Origin of the sequence: Flavobacterium zepuense (assembly GCF_007097145.1) — a bacterium.
In the GTDB taxonomy this organism is placed as follows: Bacteria; Bacteroidota; Bacteroidia; order Flavobacteriales; family Flavobacteriaceae; genus Flavobacterium; species Flavobacterium zepuense.
The window spans coordinates 185,943-209,845 of sequence record NZ_VJVZ01000009.1; the positions used below are offsets into that span (position 1 = coordinate 185,943).

Consider the following 23,903-nt stretch of genomic DNA (forward strand, 5'->3'; position numbering starts at 1 on the left):
GGGGAAGGTTAGGACACAAAGAAACGTCTTGTAGAGTTAGAAATATCACGGAAGTAAGCCAACGGAACCTGCCTCTCTGTAACCAGTTGTAAGAAGCTGTGTACAGTAGTGGCATCATTAAACGTGGCAATATAGGTACCGCCGTTAAACTGTAATGATACAAGCCCAAAATGGCTCAGGACGTCATTAAGCATGCTTTGCGACCACTCGCTTTCAAACTCTATAACGAGTTGCGTTTGTTGTGCTTCGGCATCGTAAAGGTTTTTTTGTACGCCATGTTTTAAAAAGATAACCTGATCGGAAGTTTTCTCTACCTCATACAATTGCTGCGAACTTAAGATGATGCCTAACGGACGAAAAGGCGATTTAGCAATGGCTCTGAAATCTTCCAGCACGGTTTGCTGTGCCAATATATCCAGGTTAGCGAGGGGTTCGTCTATCAATAATACCTTAGGCTTGCGAAGGAGCATACGCGCCAGCTCGAAACGCATTTTATAGCCTGATGAAAGGTCTTTCCACTTGTGTTGCCTGTATTTTCGCAGGCCGAGCCTTGCAATGGTAAGTTGCACAATAAGGTGGTTCTCATCCGGACTGTAACCGTACATGGCAGCCGTAAAAACCAAATTCTCAAACATAGAGCCGCGCCAGGTATCGGTACGTTGGGGTATGTATACCAGTTTAGTACGCCGGTCGTACTTATCGTCATACTTAAAGTTATAGTTTAAATTGCCCGATGTAGCAAACAATTCGCCACACAGCAGGCGCAGCAGGGTAGTTTTGCCGTTGCCGTTTTCGCCTACAAGGCCTATAATATCGCCTTCAAACAGCTCTATATTTACAGGGCCTAAAGCAAAAGCAGCAGGGGAGTAGGCCTTTTTAAGGTCTATTGCCTCCAGTATTTTGTTCCTCTCGCCCAACGGTTTGGTTGATAAGTACGAGTAAAGATCGTCTAAAAGCGCATCAAGCTTTTGTTTAGTGTCGGCACTATTGGGCTTATCATCCAGCCAGTCTAAAAGATCGGCTGTTTTTTTGTAGAAATCAACCTGCCCGGTATCAAGCGTAAAATCAATTATACGTTTTACAACAAGTGCGTAGTCATCAAACTTAAGGAGTTCGCGTACTTCGTTAAACTGTTTTTTAAATTCGTTCATTGGCTGTGGAGTAGGTTATCAAATGTATTAAAGAATAGTTAATAAAGGGCAAAAAAAAATCTTCCGGCCAGGAAGATTTTTGAATACTTTATTTGAGTAATTTACGGTTGTGTTACAACTATAGTCCTTACAATAGGAGAAGCTTCTGTAGCAGTTATAAACCTAAGTTCATAAGTACCCGCCGCAGCTGCCTGAAAAGTGTACGGCTTGGTAACCATCGTGGTAACTTCATTACACTGGCAGCCCGTTTTATCTAACAATACAGCCACCTTTTTAGGAAAAGTAGTGTCTTCATTAAAGCTATTAAACGTTTCGCAACTTGTCATAGTTTGAAAGCTAACATTTAATGTTATTGGTACACCAACTGCGGTAGAATCGGAGCCGGTAACATTTTGTGCTGCAGCATAATATTGGGTAAAACAGTAACTTTCGTTTTCATCGCCATCAAGGCTACATGCTGTAACTACAGATACTGCTATCACTAATAGTGCGATAAATTTAAATTTAAAGGTCTTCATAAAAAAGATTATTTTAGGTGTAGATGAAATTTACATCAAAAGGTTGCGTGCAAAGTTAACTTTTTTATGAAAAAACTGCCACAGTAAATCCGGCTGAATATTGTTTGCCTGGTTCCAGGAGTACAATTCCTTCTTTTTCAATGAGGTTGCCTAAGGATGTAGCCGCATCAGAATATCCCTGCCAAGGCTCTATGCATAAAAACGGTGCGTCTTGTTTTGTCCAGATACCCATATGCGGAAAATCGGGAAAGGACACCTTTATATAATCGCTGCCATTTTTTTGGATGGTTATGGCATCCGACTCCAATTGCTTAAAAATAAGCGCATCGTTTTTAAAAAGATCGTATGATAATGGCAGTATGCCATCCTGTGCAGGTAGCGTAACGGTTTTATCGCTTATAAGGTCGTTTTCGAGCTGGGTACTTACTAATGGCTCATTCTTTTCAAACTTCAGACTATAATCTCTAAAATTACCTGGAAGTGCAAAAGCCGGGTGTGCCCCAATAGAGAAGGGCATGGCCTCATCGCCCTTGTTAGTTACGAAATAATCCAGCCTAAGCGTGTTATTCTGTAAGGTGTATTTCAGTTCCAGTTCAAAATCAAACGGGTACTGAATTTTTGTATCGTTGTTTGATGATAATGTAAAGGTAGCTGTACTTTCAGTCTGCTCTTTAAGATTAAAAACATTATCGCGGGCAAAACCGTGTCGCGACAATGCGTGCACCTGCCCTTTGTACAAGTAGGAGTTATTTTTTAGCGTACCTACAATGGGGAAAAGTACCGGTGAGTGCTTTCCCCAAAATTCAGGGTCGCCTTCCCAGATAAATTCCGTTGAGTCGTTTTTTAAAGAATTAAGTTCGGCCCCTTTGGGGTTAATGGTCGCCGTAAGCTGCCCGTTAGTAATCTTGATGTCCAAAAGTGAAAAATTAAAGCGTTTTTACTGTTTCTTCGGCCAGTGCTTTTATCCGTTGCGATGCCGTTTGCCCAAAGATAGTATTTTCATTAAAATATTTTTCGCCCTCTGTTAATATTGCAAAATCGCCTATTTGGGTAGTAAGCCATGTGTGCCCATCTGCATCTTCAGAAAGTGAGTATATATAGCCTATCGTGGTTACCTCTTCCTCCCAGGTAGGTTCAAATAACCTGTAGCCAAGTGTTTGGTTTATAACAAATTCTGACACGGTTAGCCTGCGGTCAGGGTATTGTATAATTGTTGCGGGAACAATATCGTAGTCGCCAAAATCTTCCGGCAGCATACCCCATTGCCTTATGTATTGGGGCTTAGTTAGTATCTCCCACACATGGCTAATTGGTGCCTCTATCTTTATGCTGTTCTTTACAATAAGTGACTTGCTCATAGTGTATTGATTTTTAAGGTGTAATTTTTAAAAGTACTAAATCTACACCGATTGCGTAGTGTTTTTAACGATATTTTAAAATACACAAGCATAAAAAAAGCAGCCTAATACTGCTTAATATATTGTCCTTCAAAGATGTATTAAATCCTCGAATCGTCACGTGTATTCTTAACAAGCCCGATACCTGCTATAAAAAATATAAGGCCTATAATGCCGTATATAGCAGTTGTTTTAACGCTTTGCTCTTGTGTAGAGGTGTTAGCAAATATGTATGCTGCATAAATAAGTCCTACAATACCTAAAATAGTAAGTATCGCGCCAAAAATTCTTTTTAAGTTCATGATGTTTGGTATTAAGTTAAGATGATTACAAATTTCAATCTTTTTTAAATGGTATGTTGAGGGTTTGTAAAAACATTAACACTAACCGTGAATTGTGTGTAAGTTATTAGTAAAACATCAATGAATATAAGGAGTTTAGGAAAAGATGCAAATAAAGTATTACAAATGTTTTCTTAAGCAAAAGTTATTTAGTCACAAAGTTCTTGAAACTAAGTGTTTAAATGTAGAAATTTGAGTCGGAGTTATAAGTAACGTCTAACCCTAAAGATTTACCTGCTATGAAACTACTATACATTTTGGCTGCCACGTTTGGCTTGTTATTTACAGGTTATATGTTTGTAAACGATTTTACTTTTGATAATACAACGTTTAGTAACTACCTTATAAACACACTCTTTATAATGCTGTTATGCTGCCTTGGGGTGGTAGGTTTGGTTGCTGCGGTTTCTTATAGAAGAAAGCACGCCGATAAAGATGTTATGACCATACGACAGTATTACCAATATAGAAGCGCCCGTTAAACAGACGGCTACGCTTTTAAGAAAACACCCATGCTTACGGCATGGGTGTTTTTGTTTTGGATTAGCTGATTAAACAATTATGCACACGTTATAGCGTGGGCATAATTATTTATACGGCAGCAATTCAGTTACTAACCAAATCAGTCTGGTTCCTGAAAACTAAGTTGCCATCAAAACTGTCAAGCAAGATTATACTATCGGTAGTAACCTTACCGCTAAGTATTTGTTTAGAAAGCTCGTTCATAACTTCTTTCTGGATAACACGTTTTACCGGGCGTGCACCAAAGTCCGGGTCGTAGCCTTTTTTGGCAAGGTAGTCAATTGCTTCGGGCGTGGCATCCAGCGTAATGTTTTGCTGGGCCAATAACCTGGTAACACTTTTAACCTGTAATCCAACAATTTCCCTGATGTTATCGGCGCTAAGTGGCGTAAACATTACAATATCGTCTATACGGTTAATAAACTCCGGTCGAACCGTTTGCTTAAGCAATCCTAAAACCTCTATTTTGGCAGCTTCAATAGCAGCTTCTATATTGCCTTTAAGATTCTCGAATTTCTCCTGAATAATGCTGCTACCCATGTTGCTGGTCATTATTATAATGGTATTCTTAAAGTCGGCTACACGGCCTTTATTATCAGTAAGTCGGCCTTCGTCAAGTACCTGCAACAATATATTAAAGGTATCGGGGTGGGCTTTCTCTATTTCGTCTAAAAGAACTACGCTGTATGGTTTCCTTCTAACGGCTTCGGTAAGCTGCCCACCTTCATCATAACCTACATATCCCGGAGGCGCGCCCACAAGGCGACTCACGCTGTGGCGCTCCTGGTACTCGCTCATGTCTATACGTGTCATGGCATTTTCGTCGTCAAACAGGTAACTGGCAAGGGCTTTGGCAAGCTCTGTTTTACCCACACCGGTTGTACCAAGGAACAGGAACGACCCAATAGGTTTTTTTTGGTCCTGTAATCCGGCACGGCTACGCCTTACGGCATCGCTCACGGCCTCTATCGCTTCTTCCTGACCCACAACACGTTTATGTAGCTCATCTTCCAGCTTAAGCAGTTTTTCGCGTTCACCCTGAAGCATTTTGGTAACCGGTATGCCGGTCCATTTGGCTACAACTTCGGCAATATCCTCGCGGGTAACCTCTTCTTTAATAAGGCTTTTACCATTTTGGTTTTCATGAAGCTGCCCTTGCATGGTATCAAGCTTTTCCTGAGCTTGTTTTATTTTGCCATAGCGAAGCTCCGCAACCTTACCGTAATCGCCATCACGTTCAGCACGTTCGGCATCTATTTTATAATTCTCTATTTCTGTTTTAATAGCCTGAATGCCATCAACCACATCTTTTTCGCTTTTCCAGCGGGCATAGATCTCGTTGCGCTCTTCTTTTTGGTTGGCAAGCTCCATACCTAACGATTTCAGTTTGCTTTCATCATTCTCACGCTTAATGGCCTCAATCTCAATTTCGAGCTGCATTATCCTTCTGTCTAGCACATCCAGTTCTTCGGGTTTGGAATTAATTTCCATTCGTATTTTAGAAGCCGCCTCGTCCATAAGGTCAATGGCCTTATCCGGAAGGAAACGGTTGGTAATATAGCGTTGTGATAGCTCTACTGCTGCAATAATGGCATCATCTTTAATACGCACCTGGTGGTGTGTTTCGTATTTTTCTTTGATACCACGAAGTATTGATATAGCGCTTTCGGTATCCGGCTCATCTACCATAACTTTCTGGAAACGACGCTCTAATGCTTTGTCTTTCTCAAAGTATTTTTGGTACTCATCTAAAGTAGTGGCACCTATGGCACGAAGCTCTCCACGGGCAAGGGCGGGTTTTAAAATATTGGCGGCATCCATAGCGCCATCGCCACCACCGGCACCCACAAGGGTGTGTATCTCATCAATAAAGAGTACGATATCGCCCTCAGCAGAGGTAACCTCTTTTACCACCGATTTCAATCGCTCCTCAAACTCACCTTTATATTTGGCACCCGCAATAAGGGCACCCATATCTAAAGAGTAAACTACTTTGTTCTTAAGGTTTTCGGGCACGTCTCCCTGGATAATACGGTGCGCCAAACCCTCTGCAATGGCGGTTTTACCCACACCGGGCTCACCAACAAGCATAGGGTTGTTCTTGGTACGGCGGCTTAATATTTGCAGTACGCGGCGAATTTCTTCATCACGGCCAATAACCGGGTCGAGTTTGCCATCGTTAGCTAATTTGTTGAGGTTTTTGGCATATTTGTTAAGCGAATTATAGGTCTCCTCGGCACTGGCCGACGTTACCCTCTCGCCTTTACGAAGCTCATCAATAGCAGACTTTAACGCTTTTTCGGTAACGCCCTGGTCTTTTAATATTTGGGCTACCTTGCTGCGCGAAGCAAAAATGGCAAGCAGCAAATGCTCTATGCTTACAAACTCGTCGTTCATTTTGCGGGCAATGTTAGATGCCTCGGTTAGCGCAGTGTTTGCATCGCGCGATATACCCATTTCGCCACCCTGTACTTTAGGGAAACTTTGTATAATGCTGTCTAATATCTGCCCAAAAAGCGGCAGGTTAACATTAAGTTTTTTAAGGATAAACGGGGTAACATTTTCGTCGACCTCCAGTATAGCTTTTACGATATGCTCGTTCTCTATTTGCTGTTGGCCTAAGCCTTGGGCAATTTGCTGTGCCCTTTGTACAGCTTCCTGAGATTTTATAGTAAAATTGGCAAAGTTCATATCTTAAATTGTTTATTTTTGAGAAGTAATAGTCAATTTATATTCCAATAAGTAAAATCCGACAAAATGTCTGTTTTTGATTAAAAATCCTCAATTAAAACCGACAAATTGTCCTAAAATATGTCAATATGAGTCTGTTTAGCAATATATTCAGAAATTCTGATAGTAAAGATACGCCTTCTGCATCGATAGTGTGGAATGATTTAACAGATATACAACAGTTGGATGCTATTGCCACAGAATCTGCCGAAACGCCTGTGATTATCTTTAAACACAGTACACGCTGCTCAGTAAGCCGTATGGCATTAAAGAATTTTGAACGCGAATACGCTATCGACATTGATACCGCTAAACCATATTTTCTTGATCTGCTGGAACACAGGGATATTTCTAACGAAATTGCCTCACGTTTTGGAGTGGTACACCAAAGCCCGCAGCTTATTCTTATCAAAAATGGCGAAGCGGTTTACACCACATCGCACAGCGATATTGATGCTGCCGAGGTTAAGGGGAGGGTGTAATTGCTTACTTCGTATCAATATAATCAGCAATTACATCTGTAATGTAATTGTAGCGTTTAGATACAATTTCGCCCTTATCGTTAAGAATAATGTAGGTAGGGTAGGTGGTTATACCTAAATCATCTGCCGGAATATTTTTCTCGCTGTGTACCTGTTTGTAATTGTTCCAGCTGTAATTGTGCTCTTTAAGGTAGGCGCTCCAATCCTCATATTTTTGGTCTATTGATATGCCGATAACCTCTATACTGTGCTTTTTAAAATCCTTAAGGCGCTGGTTTATAATTTTATGATCAGCCACGCAGGGCTTGCATTTTACAAACCAAAAATCTACAAGGTATAATTTGCTATTACCTGCATCCGGTTTTTTAACTGCACCTTTTGCATCCATTAACGTGTATGAAAACGGATTGAAATTTGATATCTTGCTTACGTTCAGCATTTTTTGCAGCGCAGGGTAAACAGTTGATAAGCCATATTTAACGCTGTCATTTTGTTTTTCGATCTTATTGAGCAGCAACCGCAATTTTTCAGGATTATTTTGATGGTAACTCATGTAATTAAACGAAGCAAGATTTGAGAAAGCATCGTTAAAATGCTCATCGATTTTATTCAGCAGGTATTTATCCCGTGTTAACGTATCCTGGTTTTTATGATAGGCATCAAGCTGGTCTCCAAAAGCAAAAAGCTCATAATAAATGGGTGAATTGTAAACAGTATCTACAACTACTTCCTTATTTTTAAAGTGCAGCTTAATTTTTGGATTGCCATTATTCAGCCAAAACTGGCCCGTGTAATGCTCTCCATTTTTAAAGAACGCTACGGTATAACTGTGGGGAACGCCTTTATTAAACGTTGCGGTTAGCGGGTTACTAAATTTTTTAAACCCCTGCCAATGCTTAAAATCCGTGTCGGTAATAACAATGCTATCCGGGGTAATATCCGTCGTATAATCTACGGTAACTATGGTTTTACTCTTATCTACGGGTGTTTCATGCTCTTTTTTACAGGAAGATATTACGGTTGCCAATAAACACATGAGTGTAATTTTGTACATAAACAATTACAGTTAAGGTGGTTGTAATAGTTACAACGGCATCCTAAAAATAAAAGTATGCTGAAAGATATTTTAATAAGAATTAATCTATTAAAACATTATCAGGGTGTATATCTTCCTTTTCGAGGCCGAGTTCGTCCATCAGTAAGGTAGTGACAATTTTTTCTATCTCGTGAATGTTTACCGATGCCTTCCTCCTTGATTTGATGTAGTTGAGTCGCATCATTTTTTCCGAGAGTTCGCCAACGGTGTGCAGGCTGAAATTTTTAGCGGTTTTTCGTGCTATCCATAATCCTAAGTAAGAGATAATAAGTGGGATGGCGAATTTAAACTTAAAAAACACCCCTACAAATGATATAATAAGCACCAGTAGCAATAAGGCTTCTAACCATCCGGGAGGTTGTAACGCATTGAGTTTTACATCCAGTTTCTGGTCGAGTGCTTTAACCTGCGATATCCTTTTTTTCTTGGGAAAAAGTTCTTCCAGAAGCGTATCGGGTTCTATTGATTTTTCTTCGAAATTTGTGACGGATACAATAGCGCCACGTACTTTATAAAAAGCCTGCTGCGATGTACAGGTTTCGTCCTGCGGTAATGGTATTTTACTGGATATACACTTACACAACTGTCGGATACTAAGCCCCGAAGGCAATTCTTCCGGCTGAAATTGTATGCCAAATGATTTTTCTACAGCAATGAGAAAATCATTTAGATCAAGCGGATCAATACCTATTGTTTGCTTAGGGCCCATGAGTTGTTTTTGCGGGCTGCAAACTTAGTTTGTTTTTGACGGTTTTTATACAGTCATTCTTATTTTGTTAACAAATTAATAAGCGCTTTAAATCCAGATGGTTTGGGTAAAAATTACAAAGCCCTTTCCATCTTCGCTACTATCTCATCCAGACAAAGATTGTTGATGCTACCTTCGTGTGTATGTTTTGTCGCCTTTGGCGATGTAAATGTGCCGTTGTCTACCTGTTCGCCCACAATTTTATAGGCGTCCCTAAACGGTACACCGGCAGTAACAAGTTCGTTAAGTGCATCTACCGTAAACAGGTAATCGTACTTTTTATCGTCGAGGATGTTTTCGTTAACCTTAATTTCTTTAATAGAATAATGCGCCATCTCCAAACACGATTTTAGTGTTTGCAACGCAGGGAATAAACCTTCTTTAAGCAACTGGAACTCTCTGTGGTAACCACTCGGTAAGTTATTGGTTATAAGGGTAAGTTCGTACGGAAGCGCCTGGATTTTGTTGCACTTACCGCGAATAAGCTCAAAAATATCGGGGTTTTTTTTATGAGGCATTATGCTGCTGCCTGTAGTTAAATGCTGCGGCAGGCTTATAAAATTGAAATTCTGACTCAGGTACAGGCAAATATCCATAGATAATTTCGATAGCGTACCCGCTACCGACGCCATTGCAAAAGAGGTGGTTTTTTCTACTTTACCGCGGCTCATCTGTGCGGCAACCGAATTATATTTTAGGGTCGCGAAACCCATTTCCTGAGTAGTAAAAGTCCTGTCGATGGGGAAGGAGCTGCCATATCCTGCCGCCGATCCTAACGGATTCTGGTCGGCTACGGTTAATGCGGCATTCAGCATAGTTACATCGTCTATCAATGTCTCGGCATACGCCGAAAACCACATCCCGAAAGAGGATGGCATGGCCACCTGAAAATGCGTATAGCCCGGTAATAATATGTTTTGGTATTGTTCGCTCAGGCTTATCAATAAGTCGAATAACTCTTTAACCTGATTTTTTATGGTCTGAATTTCAGCTTTCAGGTATAAATGAACATCGGTAAGTACCTGGTCGTTACGGGAACGCGCTACGTGAATTTTTTTACCGGTGTCTCCCAGTTTTTGTATCAGCAGGTATTCTACCTTGCTGTGTACATCTTCAAAAGAATCTTCAATGGTAAATTCGCCATCATTGATTATTTTAAGGATGTCCTGTAGGGCAGCTACCAAATCGTTCGTTTCCTGTGCGGTTAGCAAGCCGGTTTTGCCCAGCATTTTAGCATGTGCCATAGAGCCGATAACATCGTACTCGGCCAATACTAAGTCGAGTTCGCGGTCGTTGCCCACAGTAAACAGGTCGGTTTTTTTATCGGTAGGTATGCCTTTTTCCCAGAGTTTCATTTATTCAGATTGTGTTGCGGCTTTTTGTGCCGGTATGGTATCTTGTTTAAGGAATTTAGAAAGTATTTTAATATACAATTCTACTCCCTCTTCAATTTCTTTAATATATATAAATTCATCAGCGCTGTGTGACCGTGGCGAATAGCCCGGACCCAGCTTTAGCGACTGGCAACTTAAAACGGACTGGTCGCTTAATGTGGGCGACCCGTATGTTGTTCTTCCTAACTCGATACCCGCTAAAACCAAATCGTGGCGTTTAGGTATTGATGATGAGTTAAGATGTAGCGATCGCGGAGTTACCTTTGCCTTGCTGCCTATTTCTTTACGAATAATATCAAGTACTTCTAAATTGGTATAGCGGTCGTTTACACGAACATCTACTACCAAATTACAATCAGACGGTACCACGTTGTGCTGCTTACCGGCATTGATTCCGGTAACCGTCATTTTAATTGGGCCAAGAACATCCGATACCTTCTCAAACCTAAAATCCCTGAACCATTCTATAACCGGCAGGGCATTGTAAATAGAGACATTATCGTTAGGATGTGCAGCATGGCCGGGGGTACCCTCAACAAGAACATCTAAAACTAAAAGCCCTTTTTCGGCAATGGCCAGTTGCATCTCGGTAGGTTCTCCAACAATGGCGCAATCAAGTTCGGGCAGGTGCTTAAGTACACTGTTTAGCCCGTTCGGGCCACTGCTTTCTTCTTCGGCAGATGCCACAACCACAAGGTTATAGGGCAAGTTCTCCGTCTCATAAAAATAAGCGAATGTAGCCAGTAAAGACACCAGGCAGCCGCCTGCATCGTTACTGCCAAGCCCAAACAGTTTACCGTCTTTTTCTATAGGCTCCAACGGGTTAAGCGTATAGCCAAGATTAGGTTTTACGGTATCATGGTGCGAATTTAATAGCAGGGTGGGTCTGCCATCCTCCTTATATTTGTTAAACGCCCAGATGTTGTTATTCTCGCGCTCAAACGATATGTTGTTACTGTTAAACCAGGCCTCTATAAGCAGCGCAGTACCATCTTCTTCACCCGAAAAAGACTGCGTTGCAATAAGCCGTTTTAATAGTTGTATTGCCTCTTGTGTTAGGGTATGTAATGTTTTGCCACTCATGCAGTTATTTTTTGATTAGGCCGTTACCAGCGTAAAAATGCTGTTGTTTTTTTTCAGCATTTCGGGGCTTCCTATGCCAATTTTAGAAACCCCCTGCTGCAGGGCATTAAAGCAGTTTTCCAGCTTGGGCAGCATGCCGGAGTGGATAACTTTTTGCTCACGCAGTTGTTGGTAGGTTTCAAAAGTAAGGTTTTTTATAACAGATTCCTCATCTTCGGCATCCATCAGCACACCTTTTTTCTCAAAACAATACAGCAGGTTTACATCAAAATGTTGGCTGCATGCCACGGCAAGCGTACTTGCAATAGTATCGGCATTGGTATTAAGAAGCTGGCCCGCACCATCGTGTGTTATGGCACAAAAGACAGGTACAATGTTTTGCAGCAGCAGCACATTAATTAGTTCGGCATTTATGGCAAGTACATCGCCTACAAAACCAAAATCAACGGCAGCATTTTTTCTTTTTTCAGATAGAATCAAGTTACCATCGGCACCGGTAAAGCCCATGGCGTTGTTGAGCAGTGCCTGTAATTGCGCTGTAATATCTTTATTGATAAAGCCGGCATACGTCATAACCGCCACATCAAGCATTGGTTTATCAGTAATACGTCTTCCTTCATAAAAAACGGCAGTAATGCCAAGGCTTTCGGCAGTTTTAGTGGCGATTTTGCCTCCGCCATGCACCAGTATTTTATAGCCTTCTATTGCTGCAAAATCTATAAGAAATGCCTTTAAAGCCGACATATCATCTATTACATTGCCGCCAATTTTTACAACTGTAAGCCGGGGTTTATTTTCCATCTTCCAAAATTTTAGTCAGTATGGCCTGTGCGGCATAGGTACGGTTATTAGCTTGCGGAATTACGATAGATGCATCGCTATCCAGCACATCGTCAGTCACTATCATGTTACGGCGCACGGGCAGGCAATGCATAAATTTACCGTCATTGGTAAGCGCCATCTTTTCGGTTGTAACCGTCCACGATGGGTCTTTGCTTGTAATCTGCCCGTACTCTATATAGTTACTCCAGTTTTTGGCGTAAATAAAATTGGCATCCTTAAACGCTTCGTCCTGGTTGTGGGTAATGGTAACACCGGCAGTAAATTCAGGGTTCAGTTCATAGCCTTCAGGGTGGGTAATTACAAAATCAACGTCGGCCTTTTTCATCACTTTTACAAAAGAGTTGGGTACCGCATGCGGCAGTGCCTTCGGGTGCGGCGCCCATGTAAGCACCACCTTAGGGCGGGCAATGGTTTTATATTCTTCCACCGTAAGGGCATCGGCAACAGCCTGTAACGGGTGCTCGGTAGATCCTTCAAGGCTTATTACCGGCACCGATGCATATTTTTTAAAAGCAGTTATAACCTGCTCTTCTTCGTCTTTTTCTTTATCGGTAAGGGTAGGAAAACTACGTACGGCAATGATATCGCAGTATTGCGAGACCACCTGTGCCGCCTCCTTAATATGTTCAGCTTTATTGCCGTCCATAACCACACCGTCTTCAAATTCCAGTAGCCAGCCTTCGGTATTAAGGTTCATAACAATAGCGTGCATGCCTAAATTAAGCGCCGCTTTTTGTGTGCTGAGCCTGGTTCTTAAACTCGGGTTAAAAAACAACAGCCCAAGGGTTTTGTTCCTGCCCAGTTCGGCATTCGCAAAAGGTGCCGCTTTAATGGCTTTGGCTAACGATACCAGCTCGTTAAGATTTTGTATATCATCTACGGAAGTGAAGTTTTTCATTCTTTTAGTTGTTACTAACCTGAGAGGTTTTCAAAACCTTGCAGGTTTATCTGTAATGTATAACCTTATTTTTAGCTTCGGAGAAGCGGTATGTTTATAGTAAATCTAAAGGCTGGATAGGGCACGAGCTCCGGAGGAGCGGCATAGTATGGTATTTATATGCCGTCCCTCCGGGACTACCGCTTCAGGGCCATCTATTCTCTATAGACATGCCGCTTCTCCAAAGCTCTTTCCTATTTTAAAAACCTTGCAGGAAACTAACTATGCCTTTAAAGCATTTTTAAGTCCTGTAAAAAACACATCCACATCTTCGTTGGTTATAGAAAGTGGTGGTAATATGCGCAGCAGGTTTTTTTGCGATGCATTACCTGTAAAAATATGCTCGTCGTAAATTAGTTTTTTACGAAGCTCGGTTACATCAAAATCGAATTCAAGGCCCAGCATGAGGCCACGGCCTTTAATGTTTTTTACTTCGGGAATCTGACCTGCAAGCTCCTTAAAGTAAGTACCTATAGTGTTTACATTATCAATAAGGTTTTCGTTTTCGATAATTTCCAATACCGATAACGCTGCCGCAGAAGCCAGGTGGTTACCGCCAAACGTAGTGCCTAACAAACCGTATGATGCTTTAAATTTAGGCGAGATAAGGATGCCTCCGATAGGGAAACCGTTGCCCATACCTTTAGCCAGCGTAATAACATCGGGCTTAATATCGTGGTATTGATGTGCAAAGAACTTGCCCGAACGCCCATAACCGCTTTGTATCTCGTCTAATATCAGGACTACATCGGCTGTTTTGCATGCGGCAGCAATGGCTTGGAAAAACTCGGTAGTACCCTGATCCAATCCGCCAACGCCTTGTATGCCCTCGATAATTACGGTGCAAATGTCGCCTTTGGCAAGCTCAATGTTGAATGCCTCGATATCATTTAACGGAAGAAAAACCACTTCGTGACCGGCGTTTAGCGGCGCAACGATAGAGGGGTTATCAGTAGCTGCAACAGCCGCCGACGTACGCCCGTGAAATGCTTTTTTAAAAGCTATAACTTTCTTTTTACCGTTGTGGAAGGATGCCAGCTTAAGCGCATTCTCATTAGCTTCGGCACCGGAGTTGCAAAGGAAAAGCGTATAGTCAGGATAGCCGGATGCTTTTACAAGCTTGTCTGCCAGTGCTTCCTGAATTGGGTTTTGTATAGAGTTAGAATAAAATCCTATTTTGCCCACCTGCTCTGTAATGGCTTTTACATAATCAGGGTGGGAATGCCCCGCCGAAATTACGCCGTGCCCGCCGTAAAAGTCAAGATATTCCTGGCCTTTATCGTCCCATACTTTGGCGCCAAGCGCCTTTACAGGGGTAATGTTGTATATTGGGTATACATTGAATAAACTCATTGTATAAATGTTTGAAAGTTAGAAGTTAAAAGTTAAAAAGTTATATGTTGCAAACCTAACTCCCCCATAGGGGGTCGGGGGGCTTTAAAACCCTGCCGGCTTCAGTTTCAATCCTGTTGTTTCGTCTAAGCCAAACATCAGGTTCATATTCTCGATTGCCTGGCCGCTTGCACCTTTTACTAAATTATCTATTACTGATGTTATGAGTAGGTATTTACCTTTTTGCTCCAGGCTGATAAAACAGTTATTGGTTTGAATGGCAAGCTTAAGGCTGATACTATCTGTAGTAACCCGCACAAACGGCTCGTCTTTATAATAGCTGTCGTAAAGGGCTACCACTTCATTAAAATCGGCTGTTAGTTTGGTGTACAGTGTTGCAAAAATACCACGGGTAAAATCGCCGCGATTGGGAATGAACAAAACTTCCTCATCAAAACCCTGTTGTAGTTGCTGCAAACTCTGTATGATCTCGCCCAAATGCTGGTGACCAAATGCCTTGTAATGCGACATATTATTGGTCCTCCACGGGTGGTGTGAGGTAGCCGATGGCTGCACCCCGGCACCGGTACTGCCCGTTGTGGCATTTATGTGCACAGTGTCGGTAATCAGGTTGTTTTTAGCTAACGGAAGCAATGCTAACTGAATAGCTGTTGCAAAACACCCCGGGTTGGCAATGTACTGCGCCGTTTTTATCTGCTCGCGGTTCAGTTCCGGCAGACCATAAATAAATACTTTACCATCAAAATTAGCATCTGCCGTAAGGCGAAAGTCATTGCCCAGATCTATTATCCTTGTGGTTGCCGAAAAGTAATTGTCGCTTAAAAACGAGATTGACTTACCATGCCCCAGGCAAAGAAAAACCACGTCAACATCAGGGTTAACAGTATCGGTAAAATTGATGTTGATACTACTATACAGATCCTCATGTACCGAAGCCACGGGGCTACCGGCATTGGTGGTGCTGTATACAAAGTCGATCTGAGCCTGCGGGTGGTTAACCAGCAAGCGAAGCAATTCGCCTGCCGTATAGCCCGATCCGCCAATGATGCCAATACTAATCATATTTTTCTCCGTTTACCTGTGCGTAAATATTTTGGGCATTACCCACTATTTTTATAAACCCTTTGGCATCATCTGCCGTCCAGGCATTGTTAACTTCGCCATACTGGCCAAAGCCGGTGTTCATTAAATCGTGCGGCGACTCAATTCCGTCCAAAGAAAAATGGTACGGTTTAAGCGTTACGGTCACGATACCGGTCACCGTTTTTTGCGTGTCTTCCAAAAACGTTTCTATGTTGCGCATAACCGGGTCAAGGTACTGGCCTTCATGAAAAAGCATGCCGTACCAGTTGCCCAACTGTTCTTTCCAGTACTGTTGCCATTTGCCCAGCACGTGTTTTTCTAGCAGGTGGTGCGCTTTGATAATGATGATGGGCGCGGCAGCCTCAAAACCAACGCGGCCTTTAATACCTATAATGGTATCCCCCACGTGAATATCGCGGCCTATAGCAAATGCTGCAGCAAATTTTTCAAGCTTCTGGATGTTGGTTGCCGGTTTTTCAAATTCGTTATTAATACCAACAAGTTCTCCTTTTTCGAAATGTAGGGTAACTTTCTCGGCTTCTGATTTTGAAAGTTGCGATGGATAAGCTTCGCTTGGCAGCGGCTGGCCGGATGTTAATGTCTCTTTACCGCCAACACTTGTACCCCAAATACCTTTGTTTATTGAGTATTGTGCTTTTTCCCAAGAGTACTCCACGCCATTTTTCTGAAGGTATTCAACTTCCTGCTGGCGGGTAAGCTTAAGGTCGCGAATAGGGGTAATAATCTGCATTTCCGGAGCTATGGTCTGGAACACCAAATCGAACCTAATCTGGTCGTTACCCGCGCCGGTACTGCCGTGGGCAATAGCATCGGCACCTACGCTTTTAGCATAACGCACGGTTTCCAGCGCTTGGAAAACCCTCTCAGCACTAACCGAAAGCGGGTAGGTATTGTTTTTAAGTACATTGCCGTACACCAGGTACTTAATTGCTTTTTCGTAATATTTATCTATAATATCAAGGTTAAGGTGGTGGGCACTGCCCAGCTCATACGCACGTTTCTCTATGGCGGTAAGCTCTTCTTCGCCAAAGCCGCCGGTGTTTATAAGTATGGTATGCACCTCATAACCAAGGTCGTTCTTTAAATATTTAAGGCAGTACGACGTGTCAAGGCCGCCACTGTAGGCTAAAACAAGTTTTTTCATTCGTCGGTATCTTTTTTAAGGAAAAGTGCCTGTTTGATAGCCTTAAGCCTGTCCAGCACTTTTTTGTTAAAGGTATATTGGTCTTCTTCTTTTTCGTTTTTCTTTTCGGCTGGGTCATACAGCATGCCCGTGCACAGGCACATTTTGTAATCCTTGCGTTGCAGGATATCAAAATTATTGCAGCCACTGCAACCCTTCCAAAATGTAGGGTCATCGGTTAATTCGCTAAAAGGTACGGGTTTATAGCCCAGGTCGGAGTTTATCTTCATAACCGCGAGGCCCGTGGTGATACCAAATATCTTGGCACCGGGATATTTTTCCTGCGAATATTCAAACACCCTGGTTTTTATTTTTTTAGCCAGGCCGTGGTTGCGGTAGTCAGGGTGCACAATAAGGCCGGAGTTGGCTACGAACTTGCCGTGGCTCCAGCTTTCTATATAGCAAAAGCCTGCAAACTTGCCGTCGGCAACAGCTATCACAGCATCCTTGTTTTCCATCTTTTTAACGATGTAATCAGGCGAACGTTTTGCAATACCAGTACCGCGCTGTATGGCAGACTCGTACATGGTGTCGCAAATTTCCTGTGAAAACTTGTAGTGCTCCTCTCGGGCTATTACAATTTGTATATTCATTTCAGGGGATAAAAGAAATAAATTATGGTAAAATGGCTAAATGATCTTTTTTGGGAAACAAACCGGGCGGACCGGCTTAATATATAAGCATACCGTTACGGATTTAAGCGCGGGCTTAAAAACGAATTAAGGTTGCTGATAAAAGAATGATTTGTAAGGGTAAACCCTATCAATAAAACAGATGGTGTTTTCAATTCAGTAAAATAAAAAAGTGAATATTTAAGCGTAAACTTTTGCGGCATTAACATGGCCGCACCATCCGGCAGGGTACCGGGGTGTTTATGCTAAACATAGGGGTGCTATGTAATTCTTTTTTATTCATGGCTGCAAATGTATAGTTTTTGAAAAAATAAACAACTTAAAATTCTTATAAATATTCAAATATCACTAATAACCCCTAAAAAGTTATGGTGTAATTGTTAATCTTAGGTTATCTTAAACAAAAAACGCTCCAAAAAAGGGGAGCGTAGTTAAGTTTTTTTGAAACTTGTGTTTATTTTTTTGCACCCTTGCCGGTTTCCTTTAAAAACAGGCAAGCAATAATTGCAACGGTTATAATTACTATGAAGAATAAAATGGCGCCCCTAAAATTAGCCTCGTTATTGGTTACTATGTTTAGCGATTTTCCGTACAGGTAGCTAAATACGGGCCCAAGTAATGAGGTTACCCCAAAGGTTAAAAAGTTTATGGCTCCTGTTGCGCTGCCCTTAACACTATCAGGATTAGCTTCTTTAATTACCGAATACGGTATCATAGCCGCACCCGATGCAACACCCATAAGGAAGGTGCTAAAGTAGGCCGGCATAAGCGTAGGGAAGTAGCACAGCTGCGCCAGGCTAAGTATCATGACCAGTGCACCGGCTACAAGTACAGGTTTGCGGCCCAGCCTGTCGGCCAGCCAGCCTAATAGTGGGCAGCCCACTGCCCAACCCAGCGGAACCAGGGCACAGGCAAGGGTAGCGGTTGTATAATCGAGTCCGCGGCCTGTTTGAAAGAATGCCACGCCCCACGTCATGGCAAAGATGGTGGTAGGGGCAAAGAGCAGCCCGGATATTAACCCCGATAAATAGCTTTGCGGATTGCTGAATACTATCTTGTAAGGTGCTAACAGGCTTCTTTTGGGCGGTGTGGTTACAATGGCAATGGCTCCTTTTTGGGTAGGTGTAAAGTAAATGATGAGACCTGCTATAATAAAGGAGGCTATGCCCATAATGATCCAGAAGTAGTTAACGGGCAGCCCGCCCTTTAAAACAGGAGCCGACAGGAACTGACCGGCCGATCCGCCGAGCATGCCTAAACTTTGTGTAGCACCAATAGCTGTTGCGAGCCTTTTAGGCGAAAATGCCCTTGCTGCGAGGTACACGCAGGCCGGAAACGCCAGTGCCGACCCCATGCCCTGCAATAGCCTGCCTGCGTAACCCGTGTACAGGTAGGCAACTGAAAAGAGAATGCAGCCAAGCCCCAAAAGTATTGCCCCAATAAATAAAGGATATTTTGCCCCGGCTTTATCTATAGCGATACCTGCAGCAAGGCTGGTAACAGAGTAGGTAAGGTAGTAAGAGCCAATTACGGCACTCACTCTTCCGGGTGTGGTGCTAAAAGCGGTAATAAGATCGGGCAGCATGATGCTTGGTGCCGACCGCACGGCATATTCTAATGCATAAAAAAGCAATCCAAGTACCCATGCAATAACAAAAGGGTTCCATTTTTTAGTTTCAGATATCGTATTCATTTTAATCTAATGCTTCATTTGAAAGCATTAAATTTAAGAATGACAATTCAATAAATACTACCGAATAAATTTTATAAGATTATTATTGCTTAATATGTAAGCAATGGGCTTTAAAATTATCATATTCAAAAAATATATCTAAAAAGGCAGAAGCTAAAAATTGTGTTTTTTAGTAAGGAGCCCTCTCAAAAATATTTTAATGCAAAAAAGCCGAATCTCGAAGTCCGAAAGTGAAATATTAAGCTGTTTTAAAATTTAAATTGTAATTATTTACTTACAAAAAAAAGCTCCCATTTGGGAGCTTTTTTACAAACTATAAATTAAATCTTAATTCTGTTTTTTTGTGAAGGGAGGCAGCAATTTGCTGCTAACCTCGCCAAAGCCAATACGAACTTCGTCATTCTGGCAATAGCCACGCATAATAACACAGTCGCCATCGTTAATAAACTTACGCTCAGTACCATCGCTTAGCGTTATAGGGTTTTTGCCGCCCCATGTAAGCTCCAGCATTGAGCCAAAACTATCCTCGGTAGGGCCGCTTATCGTACCGCTGCCCATAAGGTCGCCACTGTTTACGCGGCATCCGTTAATGGTGTGGTGCGCAAGCTGTTGCGCCATACTCCAGTACATGTACTTAAAATTAGAGTTGCTTATTACGGTCTCAATACCGTCTTCCGGTTCTATAGCTACCTGTAAATTAATGTCATAGGCATGTTTACCTTCCTGTTGAAGGTACTCTAATGGCTTAGGGTTCTGTTCCGGCCCCTGCGCCCTGAAAGGCTCTAAGGCATCAAGTGTAACGATCCATGGCGACATAGATGAGGCAAAGTTCTTGGCGAGGAAGGGCCCAAGCGGCACGTACTCCCATTTTTGTATGTCCCTGGCACTCCAGTCGTTAAACAGCACTAAGCCAAAAATATGCTCTTCAGCCTCTTCAACCGGGATAGATTCACCCATAACATTGGCATCGGTTGTAATAAAAGCCATTTCAAGCTCAAAATCAACCAGTTTAGATGGCCCGAACACGGGCTGGGTTTCGCCATTTGGCAGCGTTTGCCCCATTGGCCTGTGCACGGGTATACCCGATGGTACAATGGTACTGCTCCTGCCGTGGTAGCCTACCGGTAGGTGTAACCAGTTGGGCAACAGTGCATTCTCCGGGTCACGAAACATCTTACCTACATTAGTAGCATGCTCTTTGCTGCTGTAAAAATCGGTATAATCGCCTATAAGCACAGGCAGTTGCATTTCTACATCTTCTATATTAAAAATAACAACTTCCCTGTGGGCTTCGTTGTCTTTAAGCGTAGTGTTTTTTGTATCAAATAGTTCGGCTATCCTGTTGCGCACCAGGCGCCATGTTTTTTTACCATCGCTTATAAAATCGTTAAGCGTATCCTGCATAAACATGTCATCGGTAAGCTCTATGCCTTCAAAGTAATTTAGCTGTTGCAGGGCGCCAAGATCTATGGCAAAATCGCCTATCCTGGTGCCTATTGTAACCACATCATCTTTAGTAATAAACACTCCAAAAGGGATGTTCTGTATGGGGAAATCACTGTCTTTAGGCACGTTAAGCCAGGATTTTCTATTAGGATCGTTTGCTGTAAGTGGCATATTTTTTCGTGTGTTTTTTGCTTTATTGAGTCATCAAATATAGGGGCATATCTCGTTTTACCAAACGTTTTTTGTACTTTTGTCGTCAAATTAACGAAAAATTATATAATGCAACGCGACGAACAAATTTTTGACCTAATTCTTGAAGAGCAGGACAGGCAGATACACGGCCTGGAACTAATTGCATCAGAAAACTTTGTAAGCGACCAGGTTATGGAAGCAGCAGGGTCTGTACTAACCAACAAATATGCCGAGGGTTACCCGGGTAAAAGGTATTACGGCGGATGCGAAGTAGTAGATGTTATAGAACAGATAGCCATAGACAGGGCAAAGGCTTTGTTTGGCGCAGAATATGCTAATGTGCAGCCACACTCTGGCTCTCAGGCAAATGCATCTGTTTTTCACGCGTGCTTACAGGCAGGCGATAAAATTTTAGGTTTCGACCTTTCGCACGGTGGGCACCTTACACACGGTTCTCCTGTAAACTTTTCAGGAAGGCTTTATCAACCAACCTTTTATGGTGTTGATAAAGAAACAGGCCGTTTAGATTATGATAAAATTCAGGAAATTGCTACTAAAGAGCAGCCTAAACTTATAATTGCAGGCGCATCGGCTTACTCGCGCGATATGGATTTTGCCCGTTTCAGGGAAATTGCCGATAGCGTTGGCGCCATATTGCTTGCCGATATTTCGCACCCTGCCGGCCTAATTGCCAAAGGGTTAATGAACGATCCTATACCTCATTGCCATATAGTTACAACCACTACCCACAAAACCCTTAGAGGGCCAAGGGGCGGACTTATACTTATGGGTAAAGATTTTGAAAACCCATGGGGACACAAAACGCCTAAAGGGGAGATAAGGATGATGTCGGCTTTATTAGACCTTGCGGTGTTCCCGGGTAACCAGGGCGGGCCGTTAGAGCATATTATTGCTGCTAAGGCTGTTGCGTTTGGTGAGGCTTTATCAGATGAGTTCTTTACCTATGCAAGGCAGTTACAAAAAAATGCTAAAGTTATGGCCGATGCTTTTGTGGCACGCGGTTACAACATAATTTCCGGAGGTACAGATAACCACATGATGCTTATTGACCTAAGGAATAAAAATATCTCAGGTAAAGAGGCTGAAAACGCCCTTGTTAAAGCTGAAATTACTGTGAACAAGAACATGGTGCCGTTTGATGATAAATCGCCGTTTGTAACGTCGGGTATCCGTGTGGGTACTGCTGCAATTACAACCCGTGGCCTTGTTGAGGCGGATATGGAGACCATTGTTGATTTTATTGACAGGGTAATTAAAGACCATACTAACGAAGAATTATTAGAGCAAATTGCCGATGAGGTTAACGAAATGATGAGCGAAAGGCCTATATTTGTTTTCTAAGAAATTTTTTACAATATTTGGAAACCCTTTAATTAAATTTAAAGGGTTTTTTATTTACATCTTACATATATGCCACACGCTCAACGAATCAGGATGATGCTGGGCAGTTTTATACCCATTGAAGACGACGATTGGGAAAAGCTGTCTGCTAACTTTAAACACAGGTCTTTTAAAAAGGGAGACTTGCTTATTAGGGAAGGGGAGCATGAAACCTACATGAACTTTTTGATTAAAGGTGCTACCCGTAACTTTTTTATGCACGACGATAAAGAATATACTATAGAGTTTTTCTTTGAAGGAGAGTTTGTTACAGCTTATTATTCACTAATTACAAATGAGCCAAGCCTCGTAACTATAGAGTTTATTGAAAATACCGAGGTTATAAGTTTTCCTTACAGGGATATTGAGAACCTGCACAAAACCAGCCTGGAAAACAATATTGTAGGCCGGAAAATGGCCGAGATGCATTACATTAAAAGGTTAAGGAGAGAGATGGAACTGCTATCGCTTACAGCAGAGGAGCGCTATAATAAGCTGCTTGATAAAAACCCGACAATGGTAAGTAACATATCGGTAAAGCACCTATCTTCTTACTTAGGTATACACCCGGAAAGTTTAAGCAGGATACGAAAAAAACGATTAAGCTAACCTATGTCATTTTTTTGGATGTAGGAATTTGCCATCTTTGTAATCCCCTAAAAGCCAACTAATATTTTACTACTTCATCACGAAGTCATTATTGGTGCTATTATTAACGTTCGTTGCTGCCGCTATTTTAAATATATGCCTATGTATATTTTAGGTTAGCGGCGCATGACGTTAATGTCCCCCCTAAAATCTAAAAATAAACAAAATTCCATTATATTGCTAACACAACAGATATTATTAATTACGTATGATAAATAGCAGGCAATTAGGATTGAGCTAAAAAGATGTGGTAAGAAACATGAATTGCCATAAAAAGCAAAGACCCGTGGGTGGAAGCCCCTGGGTCTTTAAAACTAAAGACCTATAACGTGGTCAGTAGTAAGATGCAAATGTAAGGTCAATTTTATTAAAACCCTAACGTTTACGGGTTATTTTTACGAAATAATAAGGTCATATTTCTCTAAAAGACCCTTAAGTCCTGCCTGTGAGAACTTTGCCTTGCGTAATTTATTTCGTTCCGGGTCTATCGTAAAGTTATAACTGGTAGTAAAATCAGCTTTATTGGCAATTGCATCTACAAAAACGCTTTTGTGAAGGTTGCAATTGTCAAAAATAACGCCAGTAAGATCGGTGTTCATAAAGTCTACCGCAATAAGGCCGCAATTTGTAAATACTGTACCCTTAATTTTAAGAGTGTAAAATTTGGCATAATCCAGTGTACAATCTTTAAATTCTACCTGCATAAGCAAGGGGTCGCACATGGTAAAATTTACACCGGTAAAGCTGCAATTGGTAAACACGGCATTACGGAGCGATACATAGTTGATCTTCGCCTCGTTAAAATTGCAGTCTATAAAAACACAGTCTATAAAGGCAACCGCCAGAAAATCGCAGGCCGTAAAATCGCAATTGGTAAAGGTACATCGCTCGTAATCGCGGTACATAATATCATCCAGCCCTAATTGTAAATTACTGTATTCATGATCTAATATGTATTTTGAGGATATCATTTAAATAGTGTTTGTAGAAGGGTGTAAATATAGCAAAA

The 23,903-nt window shown here is 41.9% G+C and carries 23 protein-coding genes; 4 read left to right on the top strand and 19 right to left on the bottom strand.

Going from position 1 to position 23,903, the window contains the following annotated elements:
- Window positions 1-8 precede the first annotated feature (8 nt).
- The 5 genes from FMM05_RS14530 to FMM05_RS14550 all read right to left on the bottom strand — a co-directional run bounded on the left by FMM05_RS14530 (window position 9) and on the right by FMM05_RS14550 (window position 3,368).
- Complete coding sequence (locus FMM05_RS14530; protein ID WP_143374118.1) at window positions 9-1,151, bottom strand: ABC transporter ATP-binding protein; 1,143 nt, start codon at window positions 1,149-1,151, stop codon at window positions 9-11.
- Between the two features lie 101 nt (window positions 1,152-1,252).
- On the bottom strand, window positions 1,253-1,669 hold the full coding sequence (locus FMM05_RS14535; RefSeq protein ID WP_143374119.1) for a hypothetical protein: 417 nt from the start codon (window positions 1,667-1,669) through the stop codon (window positions 1,253-1,255).
- A gap of 64 nt (window positions 1,670-1,733) precedes the next feature.
- On the bottom strand, window positions 1,734-2,585 hold the full coding sequence (locus tag FMM05_RS14540) for an aldose 1-epimerase family protein (protein ID WP_143374120.1): 852 nt from the start codon (window positions 2,583-2,585) through the stop codon (window positions 1,734-1,736).
- Between the two features lie 10 nt (window positions 2,586-2,595).
- Complete coding sequence (locus tag FMM05_RS14545) at window positions 2,596-3,027, bottom strand: SRPBCC family protein (RefSeq protein WP_143374121.1); 432 nt, start codon at window positions 3,025-3,027, stop codon at window positions 2,596-2,598.
- Window positions 3,028-3,167: 140 nt separating this feature from the next.
- Window positions 3,168-3,368 carry a hypothetical protein gene (locus tag FMM05_RS14550; protein ID WP_143374122.1) on the bottom strand — a complete coding sequence of 67 codons (201 nt, stop codon included), beginning with the start codon at window positions 3,366-3,368 and terminating at the stop codon, window positions 3,168-3,170.
- A 278-nt stretch (window positions 3,369-3,646) separates the two neighbouring features.
- Between FMM05_RS14550 and FMM05_RS14555 the strand changes: the two genes are divergently transcribed.
- Window positions 3,647-3,889, top strand: a complete 243-nt coding sequence (locus FMM05_RS14555; protein ID WP_143374123.1) for a hypothetical protein — start codon at window positions 3,647-3,649, stop codon at window positions 3,887-3,889.
- A 124-nt stretch (window positions 3,890-4,013) separates the two neighbouring features.
- Here FMM05_RS14555 and clpB read toward each other — a convergent pair whose 3' ends face one another.
- Entirely contained in the window at window positions 4,014-6,620 is a 2,607-nt protein-coding gene (gene clpB / locus FMM05_RS14560) for an ATP-dependent chaperone ClpB (RefSeq protein WP_143374124.1), read from the bottom strand.
- A gap of 128 nt (window positions 6,621-6,748) precedes the next feature.
- Between clpB and ytxJ the strand changes: the two genes are divergently transcribed.
- The gene (ytxJ, locus tag FMM05_RS14565; protein ID WP_143374125.1) at window positions 6,749-7,141 is read left to right on the top strand and encodes a bacillithiol system redox-active protein YtxJ; all 393 of its coding nucleotides are present in this window, start codon (window positions 6,749-6,751) and stop codon (window positions 7,139-7,141) included.
- A gap of 4 nt (window positions 7,142-7,145) precedes the next feature.
- On the opposite strand, the gene FMM05_RS14570 is transcribed toward ytxJ, so the two are convergent.
- The 12 genes from FMM05_RS14570 to fahA form a co-directional block, all read right to left on the bottom strand.
- Complete coding sequence (locus FMM05_RS14570; protein ID WP_143374126.1) at window positions 7,146-8,195, bottom strand: TlpA family protein disulfide reductase; 1,050 nt, start codon at window positions 8,193-8,195, stop codon at window positions 7,146-7,148.
- Window positions 8,196-8,277: 82 nt separating this feature from the next.
- Entirely contained in the window at window positions 8,278-8,946 is a 669-nt protein-coding gene (locus FMM05_RS14575) for a hypothetical protein (protein WP_143374127.1), read from the bottom strand.
- 113 nt (window positions 8,947-9,059) lie between these two features.
- Window positions 9,060-10,340 (bottom strand): argininosuccinate lyase, encoded by a 1,281-nt coding sequence (gene argH, locus FMM05_RS14580; RefSeq protein WP_143374128.1) that lies wholly within the window; start codon window positions 10,338-10,340, stop codon window positions 9,060-9,062.
- Entirely contained in the window at window positions 10,341-11,462 is a 1,122-nt protein-coding gene (locus tag FMM05_RS14585; RefSeq protein WP_143374129.1) for a M20 family metallo-hydrolase, read from the bottom strand.
- A gap of 15 nt (window positions 11,463-11,477) precedes the next feature.
- Entirely contained in the window at window positions 11,478-12,263 is a 786-nt protein-coding gene (argB, locus tag FMM05_RS14590) for an acetylglutamate kinase (RefSeq protein WP_143374130.1), read from the bottom strand.
- Window positions 12,253-13,203, bottom strand: a complete 951-nt coding sequence (locus tag FMM05_RS14595) for an N-acetylornithine carbamoyltransferase (RefSeq protein ID WP_143374131.1) — start codon at window positions 13,201-13,203, stop codon at window positions 12,253-12,255. The genes argB and FMM05_RS14595 overlap by 11 nt, the downstream gene beginning before the upstream one ends.
- Before the next feature lie 261 nt (window positions 13,204-13,464).
- A complete protein-coding gene (locus FMM05_RS14600) occupies window positions 13,465-14,595 on the bottom strand; it encodes an aspartate aminotransferase family protein (RefSeq protein WP_143374132.1) in 1,131 nt (376 codons plus the stop codon).
- Between the two features lie 84 nt (window positions 14,596-14,679).
- Window positions 14,680-15,657: an N-acetyl-gamma-glutamyl-phosphate reductase gene (gene argC, locus FMM05_RS14605; protein ID WP_143374133.1), complete on the bottom strand. Its 978-nt coding sequence runs from the start codon at window positions 15,655-15,657 to the stop codon at window positions 14,680-14,682.
- On the bottom strand, window positions 15,650-16,843 hold the full coding sequence (locus FMM05_RS14610) for an argininosuccinate synthase (RefSeq protein WP_143374134.1): 1,194 nt from the start codon (window positions 16,841-16,843) through the stop codon (window positions 15,650-15,652). Before FMM05_RS14610 ends, argC begins: the two co-directional genes overlap by 8 nt.
- The gene (locus FMM05_RS14615; RefSeq protein ID WP_143374135.1) at window positions 16,840-17,475 is read right to left on the bottom strand and encodes a GNAT family N-acetyltransferase; all 636 of its coding nucleotides are present in this window, start codon (window positions 17,473-17,475) and stop codon (window positions 16,840-16,842) included. The genes FMM05_RS14610 and FMM05_RS14615 overlap by 4 nt, the downstream gene beginning before the upstream one ends.
- Before the next feature lie 493 nt (window positions 17,476-17,968).
- Complete coding sequence (locus tag FMM05_RS14620; protein ID WP_143374136.1) at window positions 17,969-19,207, bottom strand: MFS transporter; 1,239 nt, start codon at window positions 19,205-19,207, stop codon at window positions 17,969-17,971.
- 327 nt (window positions 19,208-19,534) lie between these two features.
- On the bottom strand, window positions 19,535-20,824 hold the full coding sequence (fahA, locus tag FMM05_RS14625) for a fumarylacetoacetase (protein WP_143374137.1): 1,290 nt from the start codon (window positions 20,822-20,824) through the stop codon (window positions 19,535-19,537).
- A 108-nt stretch (window positions 20,825-20,932) separates the two neighbouring features.
- On the opposite strand from fahA, the gene glyA reads away from it, so the two are divergent.
- Entirely contained in the window at window positions 20,933-22,207 is a 1,275-nt protein-coding gene (gene glyA / locus FMM05_RS14630; protein ID WP_143374138.1) for a serine hydroxymethyltransferase, read from the top strand.
- A gap of 69 nt (window positions 22,208-22,276) precedes the next feature.
- Window positions 22,277-22,855, top strand: coding sequence for a Crp/Fnr family transcriptional regulator (locus FMM05_RS14635; protein WP_143374139.1), 579 nt, complete (start codon window positions 22,277-22,279; stop codon window positions 22,853-22,855).
- 434 nt (window positions 22,856-23,289) lie between these two features.
- On the opposite strand, the gene FMM05_RS14640 is transcribed toward FMM05_RS14635, so the two are convergent.
- Window positions 23,290-23,862 carry a pentapeptide repeat-containing protein gene (locus FMM05_RS14640; protein WP_143374157.1) on the bottom strand — a complete coding sequence of 191 codons (573 nt, stop codon included), beginning with the start codon at window positions 23,860-23,862 and terminating at the stop codon, window positions 23,290-23,292.
- Between the last annotated feature and the right edge of the window lie 41 nt (window positions 23,863-23,903).

Bases quoted from the DNA above. Each gene is read 5' to 3' on its own strand.
- FMM05_RS14545 (WP_143374121.1), bottom strand. From the start codon at position 3,027: ATGAGCAAGTCACTTATTGTAAAGAACAGCATAAAGATAGAGGCACCA.
- ytxJ (WP_143374125.1), top strand. From the start codon at position 6,749: ATGAGTCTGTTTAGCAATATATTCAGAAATTCTGATAGTAAAGATACG.
- FMM05_RS14610 (WP_143374134.1), bottom strand. From the start codon at position 16,843: ATGAAAAAACTTGTTTTAGCCTACAGTGGCGGCCTTGACACGTCGTAC.
- FMM05_RS14575 (WP_143374127.1), bottom strand. From the start codon at position 8,946: ATGGGCCCTAAGCAAACAATAGGTATTGATCCGCTTGATCTAAATGAT.
- argB (WP_143374130.1), bottom strand. From the start codon at position 12,263: ATGGAAAATAAACCCCGGCTTACAGTTGTAAAAATTGGCGGCAATGTA.
- FMM05_RS14555 (WP_143374123.1), top strand. From the start codon at position 3,647: ATGAAACTACTATACATTTTGGCTGCCACGTTTGGCTTGTTATTTACA.
- FMM05_RS14615 (WP_143374135.1), bottom strand. From the start codon at position 17,475: ATGAATATACAAATTGTAATAGCCCGAGAGGAGCACTACAAGTTTTCA.
- FMM05_RS14530 (WP_143374118.1), bottom strand. From the start codon at position 1,151: ATGAACGAATTTAAAAAACAGTTTAACGAAGTACGCGAACTCCTTAAG.
- fahA (WP_143374137.1), bottom strand. From the start codon at position 20,824: ATGCCACTTACAGCAAACGATCCTAATAGAAAATCCTGGCTTAACGTG.
- FMM05_RS14620 (WP_143374136.1), bottom strand. From the start codon at position 19,207: ATGAATACGATATCTGAAACTAAAAAATGGAACCCTTTTGTTATTGCA.
- argH (WP_143374128.1), bottom strand. From the start codon at position 10,340: ATGAAACTCTGGGAAAAAGGCATACCTACCGATAAAAAAACCGACCTG.
- FMM05_RS14535 (WP_143374119.1), bottom strand. From the start codon at position 1,669: ATGAAGACCTTTAAATTTAAATTTATCGCACTATTAGTGATAGCAGTA.
- argC (WP_143374133.1), bottom strand. From the start codon at position 15,657: ATGATTAGTATTGGCATCATTGGCGGATCGGGCTATACGGCAGGCGAA.
- clpB (WP_143374124.1), bottom strand. From the start codon at position 6,620: ATGAACTTTGCCAATTTTACTATAAAATCTCAGGAAGCTGTACAAAGG.
- FMM05_RS14550 (WP_143374122.1), bottom strand. From the start codon at position 3,368: ATGAACTTAAAAAGAATTTTTGGCGCGATACTTACTATTTTAGGTATT.
- FMM05_RS14600 (WP_143374132.1), bottom strand. From the start codon at position 14,595: ATGAGTTTATTCAATGTATACCCAATATACAACATTACCCCTGTAAAG.
- FMM05_RS14570 (WP_143374126.1), bottom strand. From the start codon at position 8,195: ATGTACAAAATTACACTCATGTGTTTATTGGCAACCGTAATATCTTCC.
- FMM05_RS14635 (WP_143374139.1), top strand. From the start codon at position 22,277: ATGCCACACGCTCAACGAATCAGGATGATGCTGGGCAGTTTTATACCC.
- FMM05_RS14595 (WP_143374131.1), bottom strand. From the start codon at position 13,203: ATGAAAAACTTCACTTCCGTAGATGATATACAAAATCTTAACGAGCTG.
- FMM05_RS14585 (WP_143374129.1), bottom strand. From the start codon at position 11,462: ATGAGTGGCAAAACATTACATACCCTAACACAAGAGGCAATACAACTA.
- glyA (WP_143374138.1), top strand. From the start codon at position 20,933: ATGCAACGCGACGAACAAATTTTTGACCTAATTCTTGAAGAGCAGGAC.